Below are 23,622 nucleotides of genomic sequence, written 5' to 3' on the forward strand. Positions count from 1 at the left end.
AAATTGAAAGCTGAAACAATGACAATATGTCATTTTTTATTACTATTTTATGAATGGTAATAACGTGTCCCATTCTGCCCTGAATTGTACCAGATGGAAATAGTTACATATCGGATATTTTTGAAATAAAAAATGCTATTGTTTTTCAATGCACTTAGGCAGGTATCCACCCGATTCGGGATCCGGCTGCGACCAGCTTCTTTTTCAAAAGTGTGATATTTTCCCTAAAAAAATATATTGATAACTTATTTATAGGACTACAAAAATGATAAAAAATATAGCGACTACATTAATCCACGGTGGAAAACAGCAGGACAAAGAAAACCATGCTATCTTTCCCCCCATTACAACAGCCAGTACTTTTGTACAGAAAGATTTATCTGAGCATGGTGAATACTGTTACTCCCGTTGCAGTAACCCCACACGCTATGCCTACGAAACATTATTAGCCGAAATAGAAGGTGGTATTTATGCAACTGCAACCGCCTCTGGTGTAGCAGCCGCAGCTTTAGTCTTAAATTTGTTACCTAAAGAATCCCATATTATCGCAATGAAGGGCGTTTATGGTGGCACGTTTCGTTTATTTGAACGGGTAGCGATCGAAAATAGTGGTCATCAATTTGACTATGTCGACTTAAATAACCTCACTGAGGTTGAGGCTAAAATAAAAGAGAATACTCGATTAATTTGGATAGAAAGCCCAACCAATCCATTATTAGAATTAGTTGATATCAAACGTATTTGTGCATTAGCGAAAAATCACAATATCTTAACTTGTGTTGATAATACATTTGCAACTGCATGGAACCAAAAACCCCTCGAATTAGGGGCAGATGTTGTGATGCTATCTACCAGTAAATATATTGGCGGCCATTCGGATCTTATTGGCGGAGCCGTTATTACCCATCGGGATGATTTAGCCAATAAGCTGGATTTCTTAAAAACGACCACTGGAGCCATTGCCTCTCCCTTTGATGCCTATTTAGCATTACGTGGATTAAAAACATTAGCGTTACGCATGTCAGCGCAATGTGCTAATGCACTTGAGATTGCCAATTTTCTGCAATCCCATCCAAAAATTGAACAGGTCTATTATCCTGCTTTACCCACTCACCCGCACTATTCCATTTGCCAACAGCAAATGCGCGCAGGTGGTGCAGTCGTTACGATCAGATTAAAAGGTGAACTGGAAGATACAAAGAGGTTTGTAAGCAAACTACGCTATTTTGTTTTGGCAGAATCTCTCGGTGGTGTGGAGAGCATGATTAACCATTCCGCAACCATGTCACATGGGTCAATGACAAAGGAAGAACGTGAGGAGATTGGTATTTATGATACTGTATTACGCTTATCAGTAGGGATTGAAGATATTCTCGATTTATTAGCTGACCTTGAACAAGCATTAGAATAAATTTACTTAATATAAAAAATAACAAAAAAATAAGGTGAGTGAAAAATGAATGATTACGGTATTTGGACCATCATTACCCCTGTTGTCACAATTATTTTAGCTATATTTACACGCCAGGTTATTTTATCACTACTACTCGGCATATTAGTGGGTTTTACTGTCATTAATAATCATAATGTTATTTTAGGTATACAAGGAACTATTGAAGGTATTATTGATACCTTTTCCTCCTCAGGCAATACAAAAACCATCATTTTTATGTTGATGATTGGTGGCATAATGCGGCTTGTAGTTGTTACAGGGGGCGTGCGTTCTTTAGTTCGTTTACTCACGGACAAGACCCAATTGATTGAAAATAAAAAAGCTGTTCAATTTTTGGCAATGATCATTACATCATTAATCTTTATTGAAAGCTCAATTAACCAATTAATTGCTGGAGCATCAACCAAGAAATTAGCCAAAAATTACGGTATCCCACCAGAAAAAATGTCTTACATTATCCAGACATCCTGTGTTTCTGTCTGTTCTTCTGCCATGATCAATGGTTGGGGTGCCGCAATGATGGGAATCATCGGAGTACAGATTTCCAGAGGGTTAATCAGCGGTGAGCCATTTGATATCCTGGCTGGCTCTATGATTTATAATATTATGGCTTGGTTATCGCTGGCCTCTGTCTTATTTTATATTTTTTCTAATGTTTCTTGGGGGCCAATGAAAACCGCAGAAATGCGAGCCTTACATGAACATTTAAATAGTGATATTGAAGATAAACACAATGAAGATAGTGATGATGTTATTGAACACCCTAACTGCCATACTTCACTAAACTTTTTTATTCCTATTTTATCGACAGTATTAATGCTCCCTATTGCCCTCTATATCACAGGTGATGGCAATTTTAGTAAGGGCAGCGGTTCAACCTCTATCTATTGGAGTGTTATATTTGGAAGTACGATCTCTTTTTTCTGGTTCTTATTACGCCGTGTTTTAACCATCGAAAACTTTTTTAAAGAGCTTTATATTGGTTATGCCAGCATGATAAAAATAAGCTCTGTCATGGTATTGGCATTCTTAATGGGTAACGTTTCCGCTGATTTAAATACCGGTGCTTATATTGCACAAATGACTTCTGGCATCATTCCGGCGGGGTTTTCCATCGGTTTTATCTTCCTAATAAGTTCCATCATGTCATTAGCAACAGGCACCTCATGGGGGACATTCGCAATTATGATCCCCATAGGGGTACAGCTAGGTATTTCAGTGGGTATGCCTCCTGAATATATGATCGGTGCTGCAATTGCGGGTTCCATTTTTGGTGATATGACATCGCCAATTTCCAGCGATGCTATCGTTGCATCAATGGCAACAGATTGTGACCATATTGAACATATTCGGACTCAAATGCCATATGCGTTGGTTACTGCAAGTTTCGCCCTCGTTATCTATTTCTATTTAGGCCTTACTTATTAACTAGCAACCCGCTGAGAATCATATGTCTTTAACAGAAAATTTTAGCAAAATTTGCCCGTATTGATTTACTCAAAACTGGATCACGTATTCAATCCGTTGATTTGTGTTAAATAGAGTATTCACGTTCAATGAAAGTGCCGATGACTTTATCATGCATTTCCGGCGACTTAGAATAACCCAATGGTTTACGATTGAGTCGCTTAAGTCGGTTGCGCAATGTCAGATCCTCCCTCTCAATACGTTGAGTGAAGGTTTTTCCGACAAGATGCTGGCTTTTTGGTGATAGATTGTAAGCCTTGAAATTATCTGTACACCAGAAAACAACATCGAACGAAGCCCGTTTTTTGAGGCGTTTCTTGAGTGTTTTTTGCTTCTCGTTCCAAACGTATGGGCAATGATGCATTTTAGACGAGGTTCCCAGGCATACCATAACCAACGTTGGCATTTTTTATTCCCGACAAATGACCACACTTCATCATCGACATTTTACTTCAACAGTCGCCATGTGATTTCTCCGAAAAAATGGCGATTATACATAACTATCAACAGGTTGAATACGTGACCCAGCAATACGTAAGAGTGAAACCAGAGAAATAGTCATCAATAGTTTAAACAGTTTACTTAATAATAAAGAGAACTAAAACAGTATTATTGAAGTGATCAATAAAAATTGGTTACTTCAAATGAAGACTGTTTATTTTTATTCCATTTTCTCACTCTCCTTGATCCCAAAATTATCACTATTTTTCTTTCTCACACAACCAGGTTTTCTAATAAATAATCTATAAAAAGACGATTCTTACGTTGAAGTTGCACATTATTTGGAAATACAATCGATATTTCCTGCTTTGGCAGATGATATTCAGGGAAAAGCTCGACCAAAGTACCAGATGCTATATGCCCATTGATAAACCACTCTGGTAGTATGGATACGCCTAAACCAGACAAGGTTAGGGAGCGAATTGCAGAAATGTTATTTGAGGCATATTTCACTTTCCCACGGACATTGATCTTGGGATAAATAGGATGATTTAATTCCCATTGAGTTGGATTTTGTAAGCTAGTGTTGGCAATCCAGTTAACTCTATTCAGATCTATTGGTTCAATAACGGAGTTTTGTTCGATCCAATCTGGGGCAGCCACTAGTTTAATTTTATAAGTAGCCAGATGCCTGCTTTTCAGTGTTGAATCATTTAATATCCCCAGTCGAATCGCAAGATCAATTCTCTCTGTAATTAAATCATTTAAAGTTGAGTCAGCAAAATAACCAACTTCTAATTGAGGATAAATTTTACAGAATTGACTGATTAAAGGAAGAAGAAATTTTTCACCAAACTCAACGGTGGAAGTAATACGTAATTTCCCAGCCAGGGAGTGATGACGTTCCGCAACATTATCAAAAGCAACCTGAATGTTATTAAATATCTTTTTAAAATCTTCATAAAATTCCCTCCCCGCTTCGGTTAATGCAATACCACGAGTATTACGCACTAACAATGGTACGTTTAACGTTTCTTCGAGTGCTTTCACATGAATGCTAGCGACGGCTTTGCTAATAAATAAGGTTTCCGCTGCACGAGTGAAAGATCCGCACTCTACTACGGTAAGGAAAGTTTGTATCCGGTTGAGATGAGGTTGCATTTTTATTGTTAAATTTCATTAAATTAAATTAATAGACTAAATAAGTCAATGATTATTAAACTTCCTGAACGGAGGTAAAATAATGAGTTATCGCTATCGTATTGCATTAATATTTTTGCTTGGTTTCTTTATTGATTGCATCAATATTTTTATGTCGGCAATTGCTTTGCCCGATATCGCCGATCAAATGTCTGTTTCTGAATCTAGCGTAGCTTGGGTATCCAATAGTTATATTCTGGGTTTGACACTTATTATACCTATTAGTAGCTGGTTAGCTGAACGATTTGGTACACGGCAAATCATGGCAGCTTCGATGCTACTTTTCTCTATAGCTGCTCTGTTTTCCGGTCTGGCGGAACATTTCTATGATTTAGTATTGTGGCGCTTTATTCAAGGACTAGGGGGCGGTTTGTTGATTCCGGTCGGGCAAGCGTTAACCTTTGGGTTGTTTAAAAAACATGAACGGGCAAAAATCTCGACATTGGTTATGGCTGTTGCTCTCATTGCACCGGCTCTTTCCCCGAGTGTTGGAGGGGCTATTGTTGATCACTATAGCTGGAATTGGGTGTTTTTTAGCAATATCCCTTTCAGCTTGCTAGCATCCATTCTTTCACTTATTTGGATGCGTAATGAAACAATTTCTGCTCAAGAACCTGATCTGAAGGGGTTGTTATTAGTTAGCTTAGCATTGGTATTTTTGTTATTAGGGCTTTCTATGTACGCTAATGCAGCCTCAAAATGGCTGCCAGTTATTTTCTTGACCAGTGGCGCTTTTTTTACTTTGTTTTATATACAACATTACCATCGTGTGCAAAATGCTATTCTGGATCTGTCTGTAATAAAAAATACTCGCATGGGTATTTCAGTGTGGATTTATCACTCAATTCCAGGTGTCTTTACTGGAGTTAATCTGCTGAATATTTTTTACCTACAACAACAATTGGGATGGTCAGCGGAAAAAACCGGCTCTCTCATGATTTTATATGCTATTGGTGCATTTGGTGCCATATTAATATGTGGACGAATGTATAACCGTTTGGGCGCCTATCGTCTATTTTTATGTGGGATTATACTTCATGCTATTGGTATTGCTTTCTTAGCTACCATTAATCATGCAAACGATGTACCCGGCTTGATTGTCGCGTATTTACTGATGGGAATTGGGGGAGGCATTGGTGCTAACACGGCACAGACAACTGCGCTAATGGATTTTACCAATGAAAAATTATCCCGCGCCAGTGTGATTTGGAATATCAATCGTCAAATGTCATTTAGTATTGGCACGGCGTTATTCACCATGATTTTTAATTTATTACAGCAAGGATCTATTTCTACTAATGCGTATCACTTGACTTTTATCCTTGCAGCAATAATCGGTTTATTACCTTTAACTATTCTGCATAATTTAAAAAAACACGCGGAGAAAATATGCGAAAACAAAAAGAGTTAATTGCCTGCCAAAGTGTTATTGATATTCATCAATGGATTGAAAATGTTTTTACCAATAAACAGGAAGAGAATTCTGATTCATTGAATAAACTACTAAATAGTTTTACTCCTGATTTTACTATGATCACTTTGGCTAGTCAGCATGTCTCATTAAATCAAGTAAAAGACATGTTTGTTAATAGCATGGGCTCCAGACCAAATTTTAAAATTGAAGTTGATAACTGTACTGTGGTCGCATTCAGTAAAGAATATGTTGCCGTGCGTTATCGTGAAAAACAGACCAAAGATGGCAATACGAATTACCGTTGGTCACTAGCCATTATCACGTTTAATGATGGTTATCCTCAGTGGCGTTATTTACATGAAACGGCGATTTCAGAATAAAATTTTACTCAGGCATGGCTAAATATCCAATTATTCAAGTAAATAGGTTTTCATAATACTGAGAGTATCAGATGTTGGAGTTCCTTACCCCGCGCTCCACGCGGGGTAAGGAATACTCCTATCATTTTGAAACGCTATCTACATTAAACCGCCTCCGCTTCACACGTCGTTGCCAACGCCATACTTAAGGTTTTAGCCAAAATGACTTTATTTTTACTCTCCTCCATCAGGCTAAAGTGGTCACCTGGTACAGAGATTAGCTGGAGCAAATAATCAGGCATGATCTGCTTCCAGCCTAACGACGGTTCCATACTCAAAGAGGGTAATGCGGATTCCGTAACGAAAGGAAGTTGCGGATAAGGTTCTGTCGCATAGAACTGGTGGAGCGTTATCGCCAATGTTTGTGGTTCATACTCTTTGACCATTTGCACATAATTTCCCATCTGTTCCCAACGTCTTGCGATCAAGTCAGGATGCAGGTTTACCGGGTATAGTCCCAATTCCTGCGCTGCGGCAATAAATTGCACCAAATTCAGTTTATCAATTCTCTGATGCAATACCGCAATCTCCTCTTCATGTTCCCCGCCCGACTGTTTTGCCAGTTCAACAAGAAAATGGAGCTTTGGTTGAATGACCTGCTGCTTGAAGCAGTGAGGAGCAGGCGTATCAATCAAACCCAGAAAATCGACGGTCTCACCGGCACTTAAAAGTTGCTGGGCAATGGCATAGGCCAGTACGCCACCAGAAGAGTAACCGTAGATCCGGTATCGGCCTTCCGGTTGAACCGCCTTCATAAAGGTGATCATTTTGGCAGCCAACTCCTCAAGAGCCGATATTGCCTCTTCATTGATGGACGGCCAGGGCAAGGCATAAATCGGATAATCCGACTGAATATGTTTAGCTAATCCAAAGACATAGGAGTAATCGTACATACCACTAGGCACAAAGAATAACGGCGGTTCTGTTCCGAAGGGTCGCACAGGTATCGCACTGCTTTGCGGTTGGGACAGTGGATCTAATGTGATTTTTGATACCAGTTCAGCCAGCACAGGGAATTGGAATAGGTTATTCAATGTACACATCAAACCACGACCTGCGGCTAGGTTTATCATCCGCATAGCAAGCAGCGAGTGTCCCCCCAACGCAAAGAAATTGTCATATCGGCCTATTTGCTCAACCTCCAACAATTCACGCCAGATAGCAGCCATTGCGATCTCAACCTCCCCCTGCGGCGCTTCATAGGCTTGATGAACAAAGGCATTCTGATCAGGCTCCGGCAGTGCCTGACGATCCAACTTACCGTTAGGACTTAGCGGAAATGCATCCAGACGGACAAACGCAGCCGGCACCATGTAGTCAGGCAACAGTACTCTCAAATGGCTATACAAACAGGTTGTCAGGCCATCATCCGCCGGTGCCACCACATAAGCGACCAAACGTTTATCCTGCCCCTCACCCAGAGCCAGAACGATAGCTTCACGCACGGTCGGGTACGCCATCAGCCGGGCTTCGATCTCACCCGGCTCAATACGGAATCCCCGGATTTTCACTTGCTGGTCGTTACGGCCAATAAACACCAGGTTACCATCCGGCAAATAGCGGGCCAAATCACCGGTGCGGTACATCCGTGCATCCGGTATCTGACTAAAAGGGTCCGTCAGGAAACGTTCAGCCGTCAGATCAGAGCGATTGAGATAACCACGTGCTACACCATCACCACCAATATACAACTCGCCGACCGCTCCCAGTGGAACCGGCTGGCCGCGATCATCCAGCAGATAAACACAGGTGTTGGCTGTCGGACGTCCGATCGGCGTTAATGTATCGATATAATCTGCCGGACAACGCCAAGTGGTGGCACATACCGTAATTTCTGTCGGACCGTAAGCATTGAACAGCGTGGCACGGCCACACAGTGACTGGAGTAGCGCCGCACCAGGCGCTTCTCCGCCCAGTATCAATGTTGGTCTTAGGTTTATCTCTGGCAAATCTGCGCCATCCCTGAGCAAAGCTGGTGGCAGGCAGGCATGAGTCACCGCCTGTTCTTCCAGATAATGCCAAAGGCGGAGTGGATCCTGACGAACCGCGTCAACAGGAATATCCAAGGTGGCACCACCACACAAAGCCATCATGATTTCCCAGACGCTGGCATCGAAACCAAATGAGGCGAATTGCAACATCCGGCTATGAGAATGAATGTCAAACTGGCTGATTTTATCTCTGATAAGGTTGACCAACCCACGATGTTCAACCATCACCCCTTTCGGCATACCGGTCGAGCCAGAAGTATAAATCACATAGGCCAGATGCCGTGAAGTTAACGCAGGGATCTGCGGATTGTTATCCGGTTGGTCAGGCAGAGTATTCGGGTCAAGTACGGTTAATTTCGTCAGCGCTTCGTCACCTAATGCAGCACGCCCGATATTATCCGCCAGTACGACCAATGGAGCAGCATCATTCAGCATATACGCCAGACGATCACCCGGATAGGCAGGGTCCAGTGGTACGTAGGCACCACCCGCTTTCAGTACAGCCAATAGCGCCACCAACATCGCTGGCGAACGGGTCACACAAATCGCCACCCGCTGATCCGGTACTACCCCCAGAGAGATAAGCTGATGAGCGAGTCGGTTGGCCTGAACATTCAGTTCCGCATAGCTGAAGATCTGCTCCCGATGTATCATCGCTGTAGCATTTGGGGTTTTCTCCACCTGTTGCTCAACCCACTGATGGATACACATTTGCTCGGAATAGGCTATTTCCGTTGCATTCCGCGTTTCCAGCAACAACTTACGTTCCGCCGGTGACAAAATATCCATTTCCCTGACGGGTTGTTGTGGATTAGCCACCATGACTTGCAATACGGTGTGCAGATAACCCACATACCGCTCGATTGTCTGTTGATCAAACAAGGCCGTTGCATAATTCAGAGTACCTGCAATTCTGCCGTCTTCCTCAAACAGGTTAAGTTCAAGATCAAACTTAACCACATCAAAACCCTGATCAACCGGTAAGACTTCCAGCTCTGGCAATTTCCACTCTATTCTCTCATTGTTCTGCCAGGCAAACATCACCTGAAACAGCGGGGTATGCGCCAGTCTGCGCGGCGGTTGCACAATTTCCAGCACCTGTTCAAACGGCAGATCCTGATTATCCTGTGCCGTCAACGTAGTTTTCCGTACACGCGCAAGTAATTCCGCCACATCCGGCGTGCCCGATAAGTCGATACGTAAGGCCAATACATTGACAAAGAAACCCACCAAGGATTCAATTTCCTGACGACCACGGCCAGCACAAGGTGTGCCGATAACCAGATCACTTTGACCTGACAGACGTGACAAAACCATCGCCCAAGCTGACAGAATGGTTATGAATAACGTTGTCCCCTGCTGTTCACTCAGGCGCTTGAGGGATTTTGTTAACACTTCATCCAGATTGATAGGCAATGAACTCCCTATAAACGATTGCTGGGGAGGACGTGGCCGATCGGTGGGTAAATCAAGCAGTACCGGTGTACCCGCCAACATGGTACGCCAACAGTCAGATTGGGACTGTAAACGCTCACCCGAAAGCCACTGACGCTGCCATGCCGCATAATCAGGATACTGAATCATCAACGGTGGTAGTGGATCAGGTTGACCGGTCACAAAAGCCGTATAGAGGGCACTTAGCTCTGTGTTCAGTATTCCCAAAGACCAGCCATCAAAAATAATATGATGTAAGATCAACAGAAATACATAATCATTGTCCGCCAGCTGTATCAAACTGGAGCGGATTAATGGCCCCTGTGCAAGATCAAACGATCGCCCAAACTCCTCCATACACAAACGCTTAAGTTGTCCATCCGCGTCAGGTACGCCGCGCAGATCATATTGCTTCATGGATAGACCGGGTTCAGGCGGTAATAGCCTGACTTGGGGTTGACCGTCAACCGTCACAATGACAGAACGCAAGGCTTCGTGGCGGGCAAACAGCGCATTCAGCGCCTGCTGCCAGGCAGCGATATCAAACTGACCACGCACACGCTGTATGACAGGAATATGATAAGTATCACTCACCCTTTCAAACTGCGAAAGGAACCACAAATGATGCTGGCTAAACGACAATGGCAGAGCACTATCGCGGGATACCGGAGTAATCTCAGGCAACCTGTCACTATCTTCATTACATTGTGCGTAAATTCTCTCCGCAAAAGCAGCCAGAGTGGGTGCCATAAACAAAGTAACAAGCGGTAGCTCAACACCGAAAGCGGCGACACGGTTCATCACTCGCGCAGCCATCAATGAATGTCCCCCCAACGCGAAGAAATTATCATGTCGACTAATCTGCTCAACCCCTAACACCTCACGCCAGATAGCCGCTAATGCCGTTTCTATTTCCCCTTGCGGCGCTTCATAAACCTGACGGGCAAAGTCTTCCTCTCCCGGAGCTGGCAATGCCCGCCGATCCAACTTGCCGTTAGAAGTTAGCGGGAAAGCGGTCAAACAGACGAAAGCCGCCGGCACCATATAATCAGGTAACAGAGCACTCAAATGCTCACGCAGACTCGCTGCCAATCCGTCATGCGATTCTGCTAACACATAAGCGACCAAACGTTTATCCTGCCCATCACCCAGCGCTAATACCTGCGCTTCACGTACCGCAAAATGTTCTGTCAGCCGAGCTTCAATTTCTCCCGGTTCAATTCGAAAACCACGGATTTTAATTTGCTGGTCATTACGCCCCACAAATACCAGATTGCCATCCGGCAGATAGCGAACCAAATCGCCGGTGCGATACATGCGGGCATCAGTGCCCGCATTAAACGGATCAGCCAGGAAACGTTCACTGGTCAGCTCAGGACGATTGAGATAGCCACGGGCAACACCGGCTCCCCCAATATACAGCTCACCCACCGCCCCTAAAGGCACCGGCTGACTGAGGGCATCCAGCAGATAAATTCGGGTGTTAGCCGTCGGACGTCCAATCGGAATGGCTCCTCCCTGATAGTCTGATGGACAACGCCAGGCGCTGGCGCAAACGGTGATTTCTGTCGGGCCATAAGCATTGAATACTGTTGCCCGATCACTCAGTGACTGAAGCAAGGCTACACCAGGCACCTCACCGCCCAATATTAAAGTTGGTTTGATGGTTATCGCTGGTAAATCTGCACCATCCCGCAGCAGCGCAGGTGTCAAACAAGCGTGCGTCACTGATTGATCTTCCAGATAATGCCAGAGACATCCCGGCTCTTGACGAATAGCATTGTCAGGAATAACCAGACTGGCACCACTGCCTAATGCCATCATGATTTCCCAGACACTGGCATCGAAACCAAATGAAGCGAATTGCAACATCCGGCTATGGGAATGAACAGCGAACTGGGCGATTTTATCCTGGATAAGGTTGACCAATCCGCCATGTTCAACCATCACGCCTTTCGGCGTCCCCGTCGAGCCGGAGGTGTAAATCACATAAGCCAGATGACTGGAGGTTAACGCCGCGACATATGGGTTATTATCTGGTTGATCAGGCAATGAATTCGGATCAAGAACAACATGCTGCGAAAGTATTTGCTCATTTAATGCTGAACGTCCGGTATTATCTGTCAACAAAATAGTCGGTGCTGCATCGGTCAAAATATGGATCAAACGTTCACCCGGATATGCAGGATCCAGCGGCACGTAAGCACCACCCGCTTTCAATATTGCCAGCAGCCCCACGATCCGCGCCGGTGAACTTGCCACGCAAATCGCCACCCGCTGATCCGGCTCAACACCCAGCGCGATAAGCTGATGCGCCAGCCGGTTAGCACGGATATTTAATTCCGCATAGCTAATGGCTTGGTTTTCATAGACCAATGCCGTGGCGTCCGGGGCATTCTCCACCTGTTGTTCAAACAATTGATGAATGCACAGCTGATCAGGATAGAGGGTTTCGGTCGCATTCCTGGTTTTCAGCAATAATGTGCGCTCAGTTTCCGGCAGAATTTCCAACATCTGTACCGACGTTTCTGGCGTCTGTTCAAGTGCTTCTGCCAGGCTCTCCAGCGCCTGCTGCATGTAACCGCATAGCCTTTCCGGATCAAAAGGTTGCACTACCTGAGTCGTCAGCCCCAAATCGGAACCCCCATCCTCTACCGATAATACAAACGGGTAGTTAGTCCGTTCCTGTGCCCCAAGGAATTCAATGCCGCTGATGATTTCATCTGATGTGATTGGCTGGGTATTATGCCGGTAATTTAACAGCGCATTGAATAGCGGGGTCCCACTGGCTACCCCACTGCAACGTTGAGCCAACGCCAGTGATGCATGTTCATGCGCTAATAGCCCTGCCAATCGGTTATGGGCGGCCTGTACGCTCTCTCGCACCGGAGTTTCATCTATATCCAACCGTAACGGCAAGGTATTAATAAACAGCCCCATGCCATTGTCAGCACCTTCGCCAGCCTGCATACGCCCAAACAGCACCGTGCCAAACACCACTTGCTTCTGACCACTGGTACGCGACAATACCTGCGCCCAGGCCAAATGGCACAGCGCCGCCACACTAACACCCAAACGCCGGGCCTGATTACGCAGGCGGTGATTCAGTGCAGGCGGCAGCATTCTGTGCGATTCCGTCACCTGTGAGCCGTCATGGTGTACTTCCGTCAATCCGAATGGCAGCGTAGGCTCATCCACCACCGCCAGCATATCGGTAAAGAAACGGGTATGTTCTTCCTGACTGATCCCCAATCGAGACTGAGCGACCAAAGTACGGAAAGGTACTGGCGCAGGCAAGCTGTCTCCCCGTCCGGTAAGATACGCCTGCACTTCGCTGTTCATCACTTCCAGCGTGGTATGGTCACCAATCAGGTGATGTAACAGTTGCAACAAGATCCAGCGGCCATCAATATCCTGTGCAATAACAAAGCGCAACAATGGTGCCTGACTCAGATCAATACGATACTGGCACGGATCAAAGCGTTGGAACAGTTGGTCACTGATCGCGCCGTCAGCCGGATTGAGTGTCAATTCTGTGATGAATAAGGGAACTTGACGACAAACCACCTGAGCCGGAGCGGATAATCCCTCCCAGATAAAAGCGGTTCGCAGGATATCATGGCGATCAACCACCTGTTGAACGGCAGCCAGATAACGATCCAGCAAAGACCGATCGGCGAAAATCTGTTGGGTTAACAGAAGATAAGGATCGCCTTCATTTGCCAGCAGATGGTGGAATAAAATGCCATCCTGTAGCGGAGACAAGGCATAGATATCCTGAATGTTAGCCATTCCACCCGATATCTGATCAACAATACAGTCAATTTCACCCTGATTGAGGTTAATCAGCGGCAACATTTCCGGTGTTAACACAGACGTATCCGGTGTAATACGGTTCTCAGGCACCTTGATCTCATAATGCTGAGACAAAGACTGAGCCAGCACATTCAATGTCGGATGCTGGAATAGCGTTTGTACCGAGATACCCAACCCCATACACCGCAAACGCTCAATCATCCGTACCGCCAACAGGGAGTGGCCCCCCAAGGCAAAGAAGCTGTCGTGCCGACTGATCTTCTCAACTTCCAGCAATTCACACCAAATGGCCGCTAATGCTATTTCTATCTCCCCTTGCGGGGCTTCATAGACCTGACGGGCAAAGGCTTTCTCGCCTGGTGCGGGCAGCGCCTGGCGATCCAGCTTACCGTTTGGCGTCAACGGAAACGCATCCAGACGTACAAAAGCCGTCGGCACCATATAATCCGGCAACTGCGCACTCAGGTGTTCACGCAGACGGGCGGCCAATCCATCATCCTCTTGCGCCACCACATAAGCCACCAGGCGTTTATTTTGTCCATCACCCAACGCCACGACCAATGCCTCACTCACCAACGAGTGTTCAGTCAACCGAGTTTCAATTTCTCCCAATTCAATTCGGAAGCCACGGATTTTAACCTGTTGGTCATTACGGCCAACAAATACCAAATTGCCGTCCGGCAGGTAACGGGCCAAATCTCCAGTTCGATACATCCGCGCATCCGGTATCTGGCTAAAAGGGTCCGTCAGGAAACGTTCAGCCGTCAAATCAGGGCGATTGAGATAGCCACGGGCTATACCCACACCACCAATGTATAACTCACCTACGGCGCCCAGCGGCACCGGCTGACCGTGTTTGTCCAACAGATAGACGCGTTTGTTCACTGTCGGTCTACCGATGGGAATTAATCCCCCTGTATAGTCTGACGGGCAATTCCAGGTGGTAGCGCAAACGGTGATTTCCGTCGGGCCATAGGCATTGAACAGCGTGGCCTGACGGTTTAATGTCTGGATTAACGTCGGACTAGGTGCTTCACCGCCCAGTATCACGGTTGGCTTGATCGTCAGCATGGGTAAATCCGCACCATCCCGTAGCAACGCAGGTGTCAAACACGCGTGCGTCACCGATTGCTCTTCCAGATAATGCCAGAGACGGTGCGGATCTTGCCGGATTGTTTCCGTCGGAATAACCAGCATAGCCCCACTGCTCAACGTCATCATGATTTCCCAGACGCTGGCATCGAAGCCAAATGAGGCAAACTGCAACATCCGGCTGGTGACACCAATATCAAACTGAGCAATGTGTTCCAGCGTCAGGTTAACCAAACTCTGATGTTCAATCATCACCCCTTTCGGTCTGCCAGTGGAGCCGGATGTGTAGATCACATACGCCAGATGCCGTGAGGTGAGATTAGGGATCTGTGGGTTATTGTCTGGCTGATCCGGCAGAGTATTTGGATCGAGTACAGTTAACGTCGTCAGTGCTTCTTCACCCAATGCAGCCCGTCCAATATGATCCGCCAGCAAAACTGTTGGTGCAGCATCAGTCAGCAGGTAAGCCAGACGTTCGCCCGGATAAGCCGGATCTAATGGCACATATGCCCCGCCCGCTTTCAACACCGCCAGCAATCCCACGATTCTCTCCAGTGATCGTGTCACACAAATGGCTACGGGTTGATCGGGGATAACACCGAATGCCATCAGTTGATGTGCTAATCGGTTGGCACGGGCATTCAATTCAGCATAGCTGAGCGTCTGGTTTTCATACCTTACCGCTATCGCATCCGGGGTTCGCTCTACCTGTTGTTCAATCAGCTGATGAATACACAATTGTTCAGGATATGGCGCGACGGTTGCATTCCAGGTTTCCAGCAACAACTGGCGCTCTACGGGTGCCAGAATATTCATTTCCCCGACTGGCTGCTGAATATCCGCGACCATCGCTTGCAGTATTGTGTGCAAATATTCAACGTGTCGTTCGATTGTCGATTGATCAAATAGGGCGGTTGAATAACCGAGATAACCGACAATCCGGTCTTCCTCTTCAAACAAGTTAAGTTCAAGATCAAATTTAACGACATCAAAGGCTTGATCGAGCGGTGAAATTGTCAGCCCCGGCAATCGCCATTCCACGATCTCATTGCTCTGCCAGGCAAACATCACCTGAAACAATGGAGTATGCGCCAGTCTACGTGGGGGTTGTACGATTTCTACCACTTGTTCAAACGGCAAATCTTGATGCTCCTGTGCCGCCAGCGCGGTTTGCCGCACACGCGCCAGTAACTCCGTCACATTAGGCTCACCCGATAAGTCGATACGCAAGGCCAAGGTATTAACAAAGAAACCAATCAAGGATTCCACTTCCCGACGACTGCGACCGGCACAAGGTGTACCGATAACCACATCATCCTGACCTGACAGACGCGACAGAACTATTGACCAGGCTGATAGCAAGGTCATAAATAACGTGGCCCCCTGTTGTTCACTCAGACGCTTAAGAGATGCTGTTAACTCTGCGTCCAGATTGATAGGCCACAAGTTCCCTGCAAACAGCTGTTCAGGTGGACGTGGTCGATCAGTTGGCAAATCCAGCAAGACTGGCGCGTCAGCCAACACCCTGCGCCAATAATCGGATTGAACCTGAACCCTCTCCGCAGAAAGCCACTGACGCTGCCATGCCGCATAATCAGGGTATTGGATCATCAACGGCGGCAACGGATTAGGTTGTTGGTTTAAACAGGCTGAATAAAGTGCATTTAGTTCTGATTTCAATATTCCTAAAGACCAGCCATCAGACACAATATGGTGTTGGGTCAGCAGGAAGACATACTCATCGTCAGCCAGTTGTATCAGAACAGAACGAATTAAGGGATCACAGGCAAGATTAAACGGCATCTTAGCTTCCTGCTCACACAAACGCTTAAGCTGTTCATCCACCTCAATTGCTTTACGTAAATCGTATTTTTTCATCGGCAAACCAAAGTTCGCCGACAGGAGTTCAACCTGTGGCTGCTCATTTACGGTGATAAAAACGGAACGTAATGCTTCATGGCGAGCAAACAGGTGATTCAACGCCTGCTGCCAGGCATGAATATCAAGCTGGCCCTGTAAACGCAGTGCTAACGGAATATGGTAGGTATCACTCATCCCCTCAAACTGTGCCAGGAACCACAGACGCTGTTGCGCGAATGACAGGGGCAGCGCTCCGTCATGGGGTATCGGTGTGATGGCAGGCAATGCCCCACTTTGTTCGTGAAGATGTTCATCAACTACCTTAGCAAAAGCCAGCAAGACAGGCGATTTAAACAATGTAGTCAGCGGCAGTTCAGCACCGAAAGCCGCAATACGGTTCATCACCCGCATCGCCAACAGCGAATGGCCCCCCAGAGCAAAGAAATTGTCATGCCGACTGATTTGCTCAACATCCAACAACTCGCGCCAGATAGCCGCCAAGGCTATTTCAGTTTCTCCTTGCGGCACTTCATAAACCTGACGGGCAAAGTCTTCCTCCCCCGGCATCGGCAATGCCCGACGATCCAGTTTACCGTTTGGCGTCAACGGGAATTCATCCAGACGTACAAAAGCCGCCGGCACCATATAATCAGGTAAGATTGCGCTTAAGTGGGCACGCAGGTTGTTGATTAGTCCATCATCTGCTTGCGCTATGATATAGGCGACCAACCGTTTGTCCTGCCCGTCACCTAACACCCGCACCGCAGCCTCACGCACCGCAGTGTACTCCTTCAACCGCGCTTCAATTTCCCCCGGTTCAATTCGAAAACCACGGATTTTGACCTGCTGATCATTACGGCCAAAAAATTCCAGATTGCCATCCGGCAGATAGCGAGCCAAATCGCCAGTCCGATACATGCGCGCAGCCGGTTGATCACTAAAAGGATCAAGCAGGAAGCGTTCAGCCGTGAGTTCAGGGCGATTAAAATAACCACAGGCAACACCGTCCCCACCAATATAAATCTCACCGATAGCCCCCAGTGGCACGGGTTGACCATAAGCGTTCAACAAATAGAGGCGTGTGTTAGCAATGGGTCGGCCAATGGGAAGTTTTGTCGTCCCTACTGGCAATTCAGTGATACGGTATGTCGTGGTAAACGTCGTTCCCTCACTCGGCCCATAGCCATTCAATAACTGCTGAGGCGGGCTATTACGCAGGACTTGAGCAATCACATGCGGATTAAGAACATCCCCTCCGACAATCAAGATATTGATCTGTGGGAGAACCGCAGACAACTCCGCGGCCAGTCGGTTAAACAATCCAACCGTCAGCCACAGGACAGTGATCCGGTGAACCTGTAAAACCTGAATAAACGCCTGTGGTGTCAATAAGGTCGCGTGGTCGATGACCACCAGCGCGCCACCATTGAGCAAAGGCGTCCAGACTTCGAAGGTACTGGCGTCGAAAGCCGGGTTAGCGGTAAAGGCTACTCGGTCAGCCTGTCCGGTTTCAGCATAACCATTATTGATAACCAACCGAACCACCGCCCGATGAGGCACTACCACGCCTTTGGGTGTGCCAGTAGAGCCAGAGGTATACATGATATACGCCGCTCCCGTGCTGGAAGCGGGTAAATCAAGATTGAGGCGATCTTCTTCCCTGATGGTGCTCATTTCACCAGAGAAACGAAATATCGGCACAGTCAGGAGGTCAGCCGAAATATCAGCCCACATATCGGTGAGCAGCAATTTGGCTGAACAATCTTTTATCAACCCATTCTTCCGCTCGTCCGGCACACCAGGATCAATCGGGACATACACCGCACCCGCCTTGAGAATAGCTAACTGAGCCACGACCAGCTCAATAGATCGCTCTAACAAGAGCGCAACATGTTCCCCCGGATAAACCTCTTGCTCAATTAACTGACGAGCCAGCCGGTTAGCACGGATATTCAGTTCCATATAACTGAGGGTTTGATCTCCCGCTATCAGCGCTGTAGCAACCGGCGTTTTCTCCGCTTGTTGTTCAAACAACTGATGAATGCATAACTGCTCAGGATACGGTGTTTCAGTTGCGTTCCAGGTTTCCAGCAATAACGCACGTTCCGTTGCAGGCAAAATGTTCAGTTCCCGTACCGGCGTTTCTGGTGCCTGCTCCAGCGCTTCTGCCAGACTACTCAGCGCCTGTTGCATATAACCACATACCCGCTCCGGCTCAAATGGCTGTACTATCTGCGCAGTCAGCCCCAGAGTAGAACCGCCATCCTCTACCGACAGCACTAACGGATAGTTGGTTCGCTCCTGTTCACCCAGAAATTCGATACCCGGTACAACCTCATGTGGGATCAGCGGCTGCTCATTATGTCGGTAGTTCAACAGGGCACTAAATAGTGGCGTGCCACCCGCTACGCCACTGCAACGTTGGGCCTGCGCCAGTGAAGTATGCTCATAATCCAGCAATCCGGCCAACCGGGACTGTGCCAGCCGTACGCTGTCGTGCACCGGGGTATCATCCATATCCAGTCGCAACGGCAAGGTATTGATAAACAGCCCCATACCGCTATCAGCCCCTTCCCCCGCCGCCATGCGCCCAAACAGCACCGTGCCAAACACCACTTTTTCCTGACCACTGGTCTGCGACAACACCTGCGCCCAAGCCAAATGACACAATGTTGCTACACTAACGCCCAGACGTTTTGCCTGTTGACGAAGACGGTCGTTTAATTCTGGTGATAACATCTGGTGCGATTGTGTGACTTGCGAACCATCACGATGCACTTCGGTAAGACCAAACGGCAACGTCGGCTCATCCACGTCAGCCAACATGTCAGTAAAGAAGCGGGTATACTCTGCCTGATTGACATTCAACCGGGCCTGCGCCACCAGATTGCGGAAAGGCACCGGTACTGGCAAGTTGTCATTCTGCCCGGCAAGACAAACTTGCACTTCGCGGTGCATCACTTCCATTGTCGTATGGTCGCCAATCAGATGATGCTGCAATTGCAGCACATGCCAGCGGCCATCCGTTTCTTGTGCTACGACAAAGCGCAACAATGGAGCCTGACTCAGATCAAAACGGTACTGACGTGGGTCAAAGTGGTGAGCCAATTGCTCACCCACTGGCCCAGCAGCCGGGTCCAGAGTCAGTTCAGTGACCGATAAAGGCGCTTGACGCCAGACCACCTGCGCCGGTGCAGGTAATCCCTGCCAGATAAATGCGGTTCGCAAGATATCATGGCGATCAACCACCTGTTGCACGGCCACCAGATAGCGATCCAGCAGTGCCCGGTCAGAAAAAATCATCGGGTAGGCCAACAGATAAGGGTCACCTTCCTTCGCCAGCAGATGGTGAAACAAGATACCGTCCTGCAACGGCGACAGAGCATAAATATCCTGAACATTAGCGATCCCGCCCGATATCTGTTCAACAATACAGTCAATATCAGACTGGGACAGATCAATCAGTGGCAACATTGCGGGTGTCAGCACGGTGGTCGCTGGAGTAATAACATTCGGTGGTACGACTACAGCCTGATGCTGCTCCAATGTCTGGGCCAGTTCTGACAACACCGGGTACTGGAACAGGTTACGGGCGCCCAGCGTCAATCCCAGATTGTGCAGGCGTTCAATCATCCGCACACCAAGCAAAGAGTGACCGCCCAGCGCAAAGAAACTGTCATGGCGGCTAATTCGCTCAATATCCAGTAATTCGCGCCAAAGGGTCGCCAGAATAATTTCCTTTTCTCCTAATGGTGTGGCATAAACCTGACGGGCGAAGGCATCCTCCCCCGGTGCTGGCAACGCTCGGCGATCCAATTTACCATTCGGCGTCAATGGGAACTCATCCAGACGCACAAAGGCCGCCGGTAGCATATAATCCGGCAACCGCGCACTCAGGTGTTCACGCAGTCGAGCAGCCAAACCGTCATTCTCTTGGGTCAGCACATAAGCAACCAGTTGTTTGTCTTGTCCCTCTCCTAACGCCAGCACCACCGCTTCACGTATTGCCGGATACTCCACCAGTCGGGCTTCAATTTCTCCCGGTTCAATCCTGAAACCGCGGATTTTCACCTGCTGGTCGTTACGGCCCAAAAATTCCAGATTGCCGTCCGGCAGATAGCGGGCTAAATCTCCGGTGCGATACATACGTGCATTCGGTTTCTCGCTAAATGGATCGGTGAGAAAGCGTTCAGCAGTCAGTTCAGGGCGATTGAGATAACCGCAGGCCACTCCGTCACCCCCGATATAAATCTCACCGGTCATCCCCAATGGCACCGGCTGGCCGTCAGTATCCAGCAAATAAATCCGGGTGTTGGCAATAGGGCGGCCAATAGGAATGGAAGTCGTACCTGATGTTAACGCGTGAATAGGGTAAGTCGTGGTAAACGTGGTTCCCTCACTCGGACCGTAGGCATTCAATAACTTTTGTGGCGGGTTTTTACGCAGCACTTGAGCAATGACATGCGGATCGAGGACATCCCCTCCCACCAGCAGTATTTTAAGCTGAGGCCACACCGGGGATAGCTCCTCCGCCAGCCGGTTAAACAGCCCGACACTCATCCACAAAACCGTAATGCGATGCGCCTGTAACGTCTGGACAAAATCCCGCGGCGTCAGCAACGTGGTATGATCAATAACTACCAGCGCAGCACCGTTAAGCAATGGCGCCCAAACTTCAAAGGTGCTGGCATCGAAAGCGGGATTAGCGGCGAAAGCAATTCGGTCACTGGGTTCGATGTCAGCATAGCCATTATTAATAACCAACCGGACGACAGCCCGATGAGGCACGATGACGCCTTTTGGTGTCCCCGTCGAACCGGAGGTGTACATGATATACGCGGGTTCGGCACTGGCTCCCAATAAATTAAGATTGCAGTGATCTTCTGCCCGAATCGGTTCTGTCTCGCCGGTAAGGCGGAGCCGCGGGACAAGCAATTCAGCTGGGATCTCCGTCTGCCTATCCGTCAGCAGTAATTTGGCGGCACAATCGTTTATCAGCCAGTTTTTCCGTTCATCCGGGACATTGGGATCAACAGGGACATAAACCGCTCCCGCCTTAAGGATGGCTAACTGAGCCACCACCAGTTCAATGGAGCGTTCTAACAGGATCGCTACATGGTCACCCAGGCAAACCCCTTGTTCAATCAGTTGGCAAGCCAATCTGTTGGCTTGGGCGTTCAGTTCCGCATAGCCCAGAGTCTGATCGCCAGCGATTAACGCGGTGGCAGCCGGGGTTTTCTCTGCCTGTTTTTCAAACAACTGATGAATACATACATGGTCAGGATAGGGGGTTTCCGTGGCGTTCCAAGTTTCCAGCAACCCCGATTTAAGGGTATTTTCCTTGCTGGTAATACTGTCTTTCATTTATTTACTACCTCAACGAATCTATCGGATATTTGAAAACTGTTATTCCCAGCCGCCATCACAAATATTTTTCTTTTACTTTTAGGAGAAATAACAACGGGCACGCCAAGCATCGAAAGATACTCGGCAATATTTTTCTCAGGCGCTGGATGTCATAGTCCGGTTAATAACCGCACAGCCCAAAATGGTGTGACAATAATTTTCCAGACAACGGAATAAATGATTCATTTGATGAACCATAATAAGGCATTCCATTTTTTCCCTGTTTTTTAGATGAGCGTTTTTGATCTACGTCAATTTTTTATTACGCTGAATTCCACAACTAAATAAAAATGGATCTATTGAATATATCTACTGGCATGAGTGCTAAATCCTTGCTGTATTATTCCATTTAGCATTAGTATTTGAATGAAATTATTTCAGATAAAATAAAGTGCTTATAATTATAAATAATCACTAACAACCAAGGAATAAGGCATCCAAATAAAATCATTATTTATCAGAGTGTTATGATAAATGCATGTATATTCCCCCATATAAAAAATAAACTAACTTAACTACATATTATTTTATAATAATCAAATTACACAACTAATGTAAATGTCAACACCCATTATATTTAATACCGAAATAAAATAATTTCGAATAAACACTAATTTTCGTATAAGTGCTTAGTGGAATAATCGATAAATTTGAGGTTATTTTCGGTTTTATTCCATAAATCAGTCCATCTATTTAATTTCATGTTTCCGTTATGATACGAAATGCGATAACTTAACCATGAAGATAAATGAGCCATTACACCATTCGAAAAAGCAAACTTGACAAAGTTGTGAGTTATTCCACTATACCTATTCAAGTGTAAATACGATCTTTTTAATAGAATGCAAAGCGTTCAGGGAAATTATCAGCAGGATAAATTGTAACCGGAGCAGTTACAGCTAGAAGAGTAAGCACAATTGCTAAAAAAGCAACAGGCTGAATATAAACGGCAGGTGCTACAACGTGTCGGGCAGGAAAAGAAATCACAATAACGTCGTTCCCCAGGGCGGGGCGTTAGTCGATAACAGGGATAAACCAGAAAGAGTAACTCACTGATTTTGAAAAATTTCAGATTATCTATACGTCCGTTTTAATGAAGATAAGTTCTTCACAGCAATTTAACCGGTATACATAATCGTAATATATCAACCTCTCCTTCCATATTGCTGCCTTATCGGCTGCGATGTTTTCAACCACAATGGTATTTCTGGGAATCTTGTACAATAGCCGTTTTCTTCAATTTTAATGCGATATACCGAAAAAGCACTTCAATACCATTATTTTCCATAGAAAAACCATCAAAGAAAAACAGAATGCAACTCGATAAAACAACCATCCACTAAGATAAATTGATATATTATTGTTTTTATTAGACAAATAAAAATATCATTCAATATCTCGTAAGGAATACTCTTGTCGTTTTCAAAAAATTCAAAAATGCGAGTAAACTTCATTTTTAGGCGAATTAAAAGTCAATTTAGTGGAAAAGGTAATAGTAAATAATATTTTTAATGAAAATAGGGTAAATCAGCCGAAATAATCTACCAAAACATCAAAATACCTTTACATAAGTCAAATAAATAAAATTATATTAAAAAACAAAACAATTTATACCAAACTGTCTAGTTT

At 46.4% G+C, this 23,622-nt stretch carries 6 protein-coding genes and 1 pseudogene; 4 read left to right on the forward strand and 3 right to left on the reverse strand.

Going from position 1 to position 23,622, the window contains the following annotated elements:
* Window positions 1-265: 265 nt before the first annotated feature.
* Window positions 266-1,411 carry a PLP-dependent aspartate aminotransferase family protein gene (locus IQ209_RS06570; RefSeq protein ID WP_193850115.1) on the forward strand — a complete coding sequence of 382 codons (1,146 nt, stop codon included), beginning with the start codon at window positions 266-268 and terminating at the stop codon, window positions 1,409-1,411.
* 45 nt (window positions 1,412-1,456) lie between these two features.
* On the forward strand, window positions 1,457-2,881 hold the full coding sequence (locus IQ209_RS06575; protein WP_193850117.1) for a Na+/H+ antiporter NhaC family protein: 1,425 nt from the start codon (window positions 1,457-1,459) through the stop codon (window positions 2,879-2,881).
* A 106-nt stretch (window positions 2,882-2,987) separates the two neighbouring features.
* Here the strand turns inward: IQ209_RS06575 and IQ209_RS06580 are convergent.
* Together IQ209_RS06580 and IQ209_RS06585 are read right to left on the reverse strand one after the other, a co-directional pair.
* Window positions 2,988-3,358, reverse strand: a pseudogene (locus tag IQ209_RS06580) (IS1 family transposase); the annotation flags it as partial.
* A 276-nt stretch (window positions 3,359-3,634) separates the two neighbouring features.
* Complete coding sequence (locus IQ209_RS06585) at window positions 3,635-4,522, reverse strand: LysR family transcriptional regulator (RefSeq protein WP_193850119.1); 888 nt, start codon at window positions 4,520-4,522, stop codon at window positions 3,635-3,637.
* A gap of 82 nt (window positions 4,523-4,604) precedes the next feature.
* Here IQ209_RS06585 and IQ209_RS06590 point away from each other — a divergent pair, with 82 nt between their 5' ends.
* Window positions 4,605-5,972 carry an MFS transporter gene (locus tag IQ209_RS06590; protein WP_193850121.1) on the forward strand — a complete coding sequence of 456 codons (1,368 nt, stop codon included), beginning with the start codon at window positions 4,605-4,607 and terminating at the stop codon, window positions 5,970-5,972.
* On the forward strand, window positions 5,951-6,355 hold the full coding sequence (locus IQ209_RS06595) for a hypothetical protein (protein WP_193850123.1): 405 nt from the start codon (window positions 5,951-5,953) through the stop codon (window positions 6,353-6,355). The genes IQ209_RS06590 and IQ209_RS06595 overlap by 22 nt, the downstream gene beginning before the upstream one ends.
* A 143-nt stretch (window positions 6,356-6,498) precedes the next feature.
* On the opposite strand, the gene IQ209_RS06600 is transcribed toward IQ209_RS06595, so the two are convergent.
* On the reverse strand, window positions 6,499-21,951 hold the full coding sequence (locus IQ209_RS06600; RefSeq protein WP_193850125.1) for a non-ribosomal peptide synthetase: 15,453 nt from the start codon (window positions 21,949-21,951) through the stop codon (window positions 6,499-6,501).
* Window positions 21,952-23,622 lie beyond the last annotated feature (1,671 nt).

Origin of the sequence: Xenorhabdus sp. BG5, from assembly GCF_015163665.1 — a bacterium.
Taxonomy (GTDB): Bacteria; Pseudomonadota; Gammaproteobacteria; order Enterobacterales; family Enterobacteriaceae; genus Xenorhabdus.

Bases quoted from the DNA above. Each gene is read 5' to 3' on its own strand.
- IQ209_RS06570 (WP_193850115.1), top strand. From the start codon at position 266: ATGATAAAAAATATAGCGACTACATTAATCCACGGTGGAAAACAGCAG.
- IQ209_RS06600 (WP_193850125.1), bottom strand. From the start codon at position 21,951: ATGAAAGACAGTATTACCAGCAAGGAAAATACCCTTAAATCGGGGTTG.
- IQ209_RS06590 (WP_193850121.1), top strand. From the start codon at position 4,605: ATGAGTTATCGCTATCGTATTGCATTAATATTTTTGCTTGGTTTCTTT.
- IQ209_RS06575 (WP_193850117.1), top strand. From the start codon at position 1,457: ATGAATGATTACGGTATTTGGACCATCATTACCCCTGTTGTCACAATT.
- IQ209_RS06595 (WP_193850123.1), top strand. From the start codon at position 5,951: ATGCGAAAACAAAAAGAGTTAATTGCCTGCCAAAGTGTTATTGATATT.
- IQ209_RS06585 (WP_193850119.1), bottom strand. From the start codon at position 4,522: ATGCAACCTCATCTCAACCGGATACAAACTTTCCTTACCGTAGTAGAG.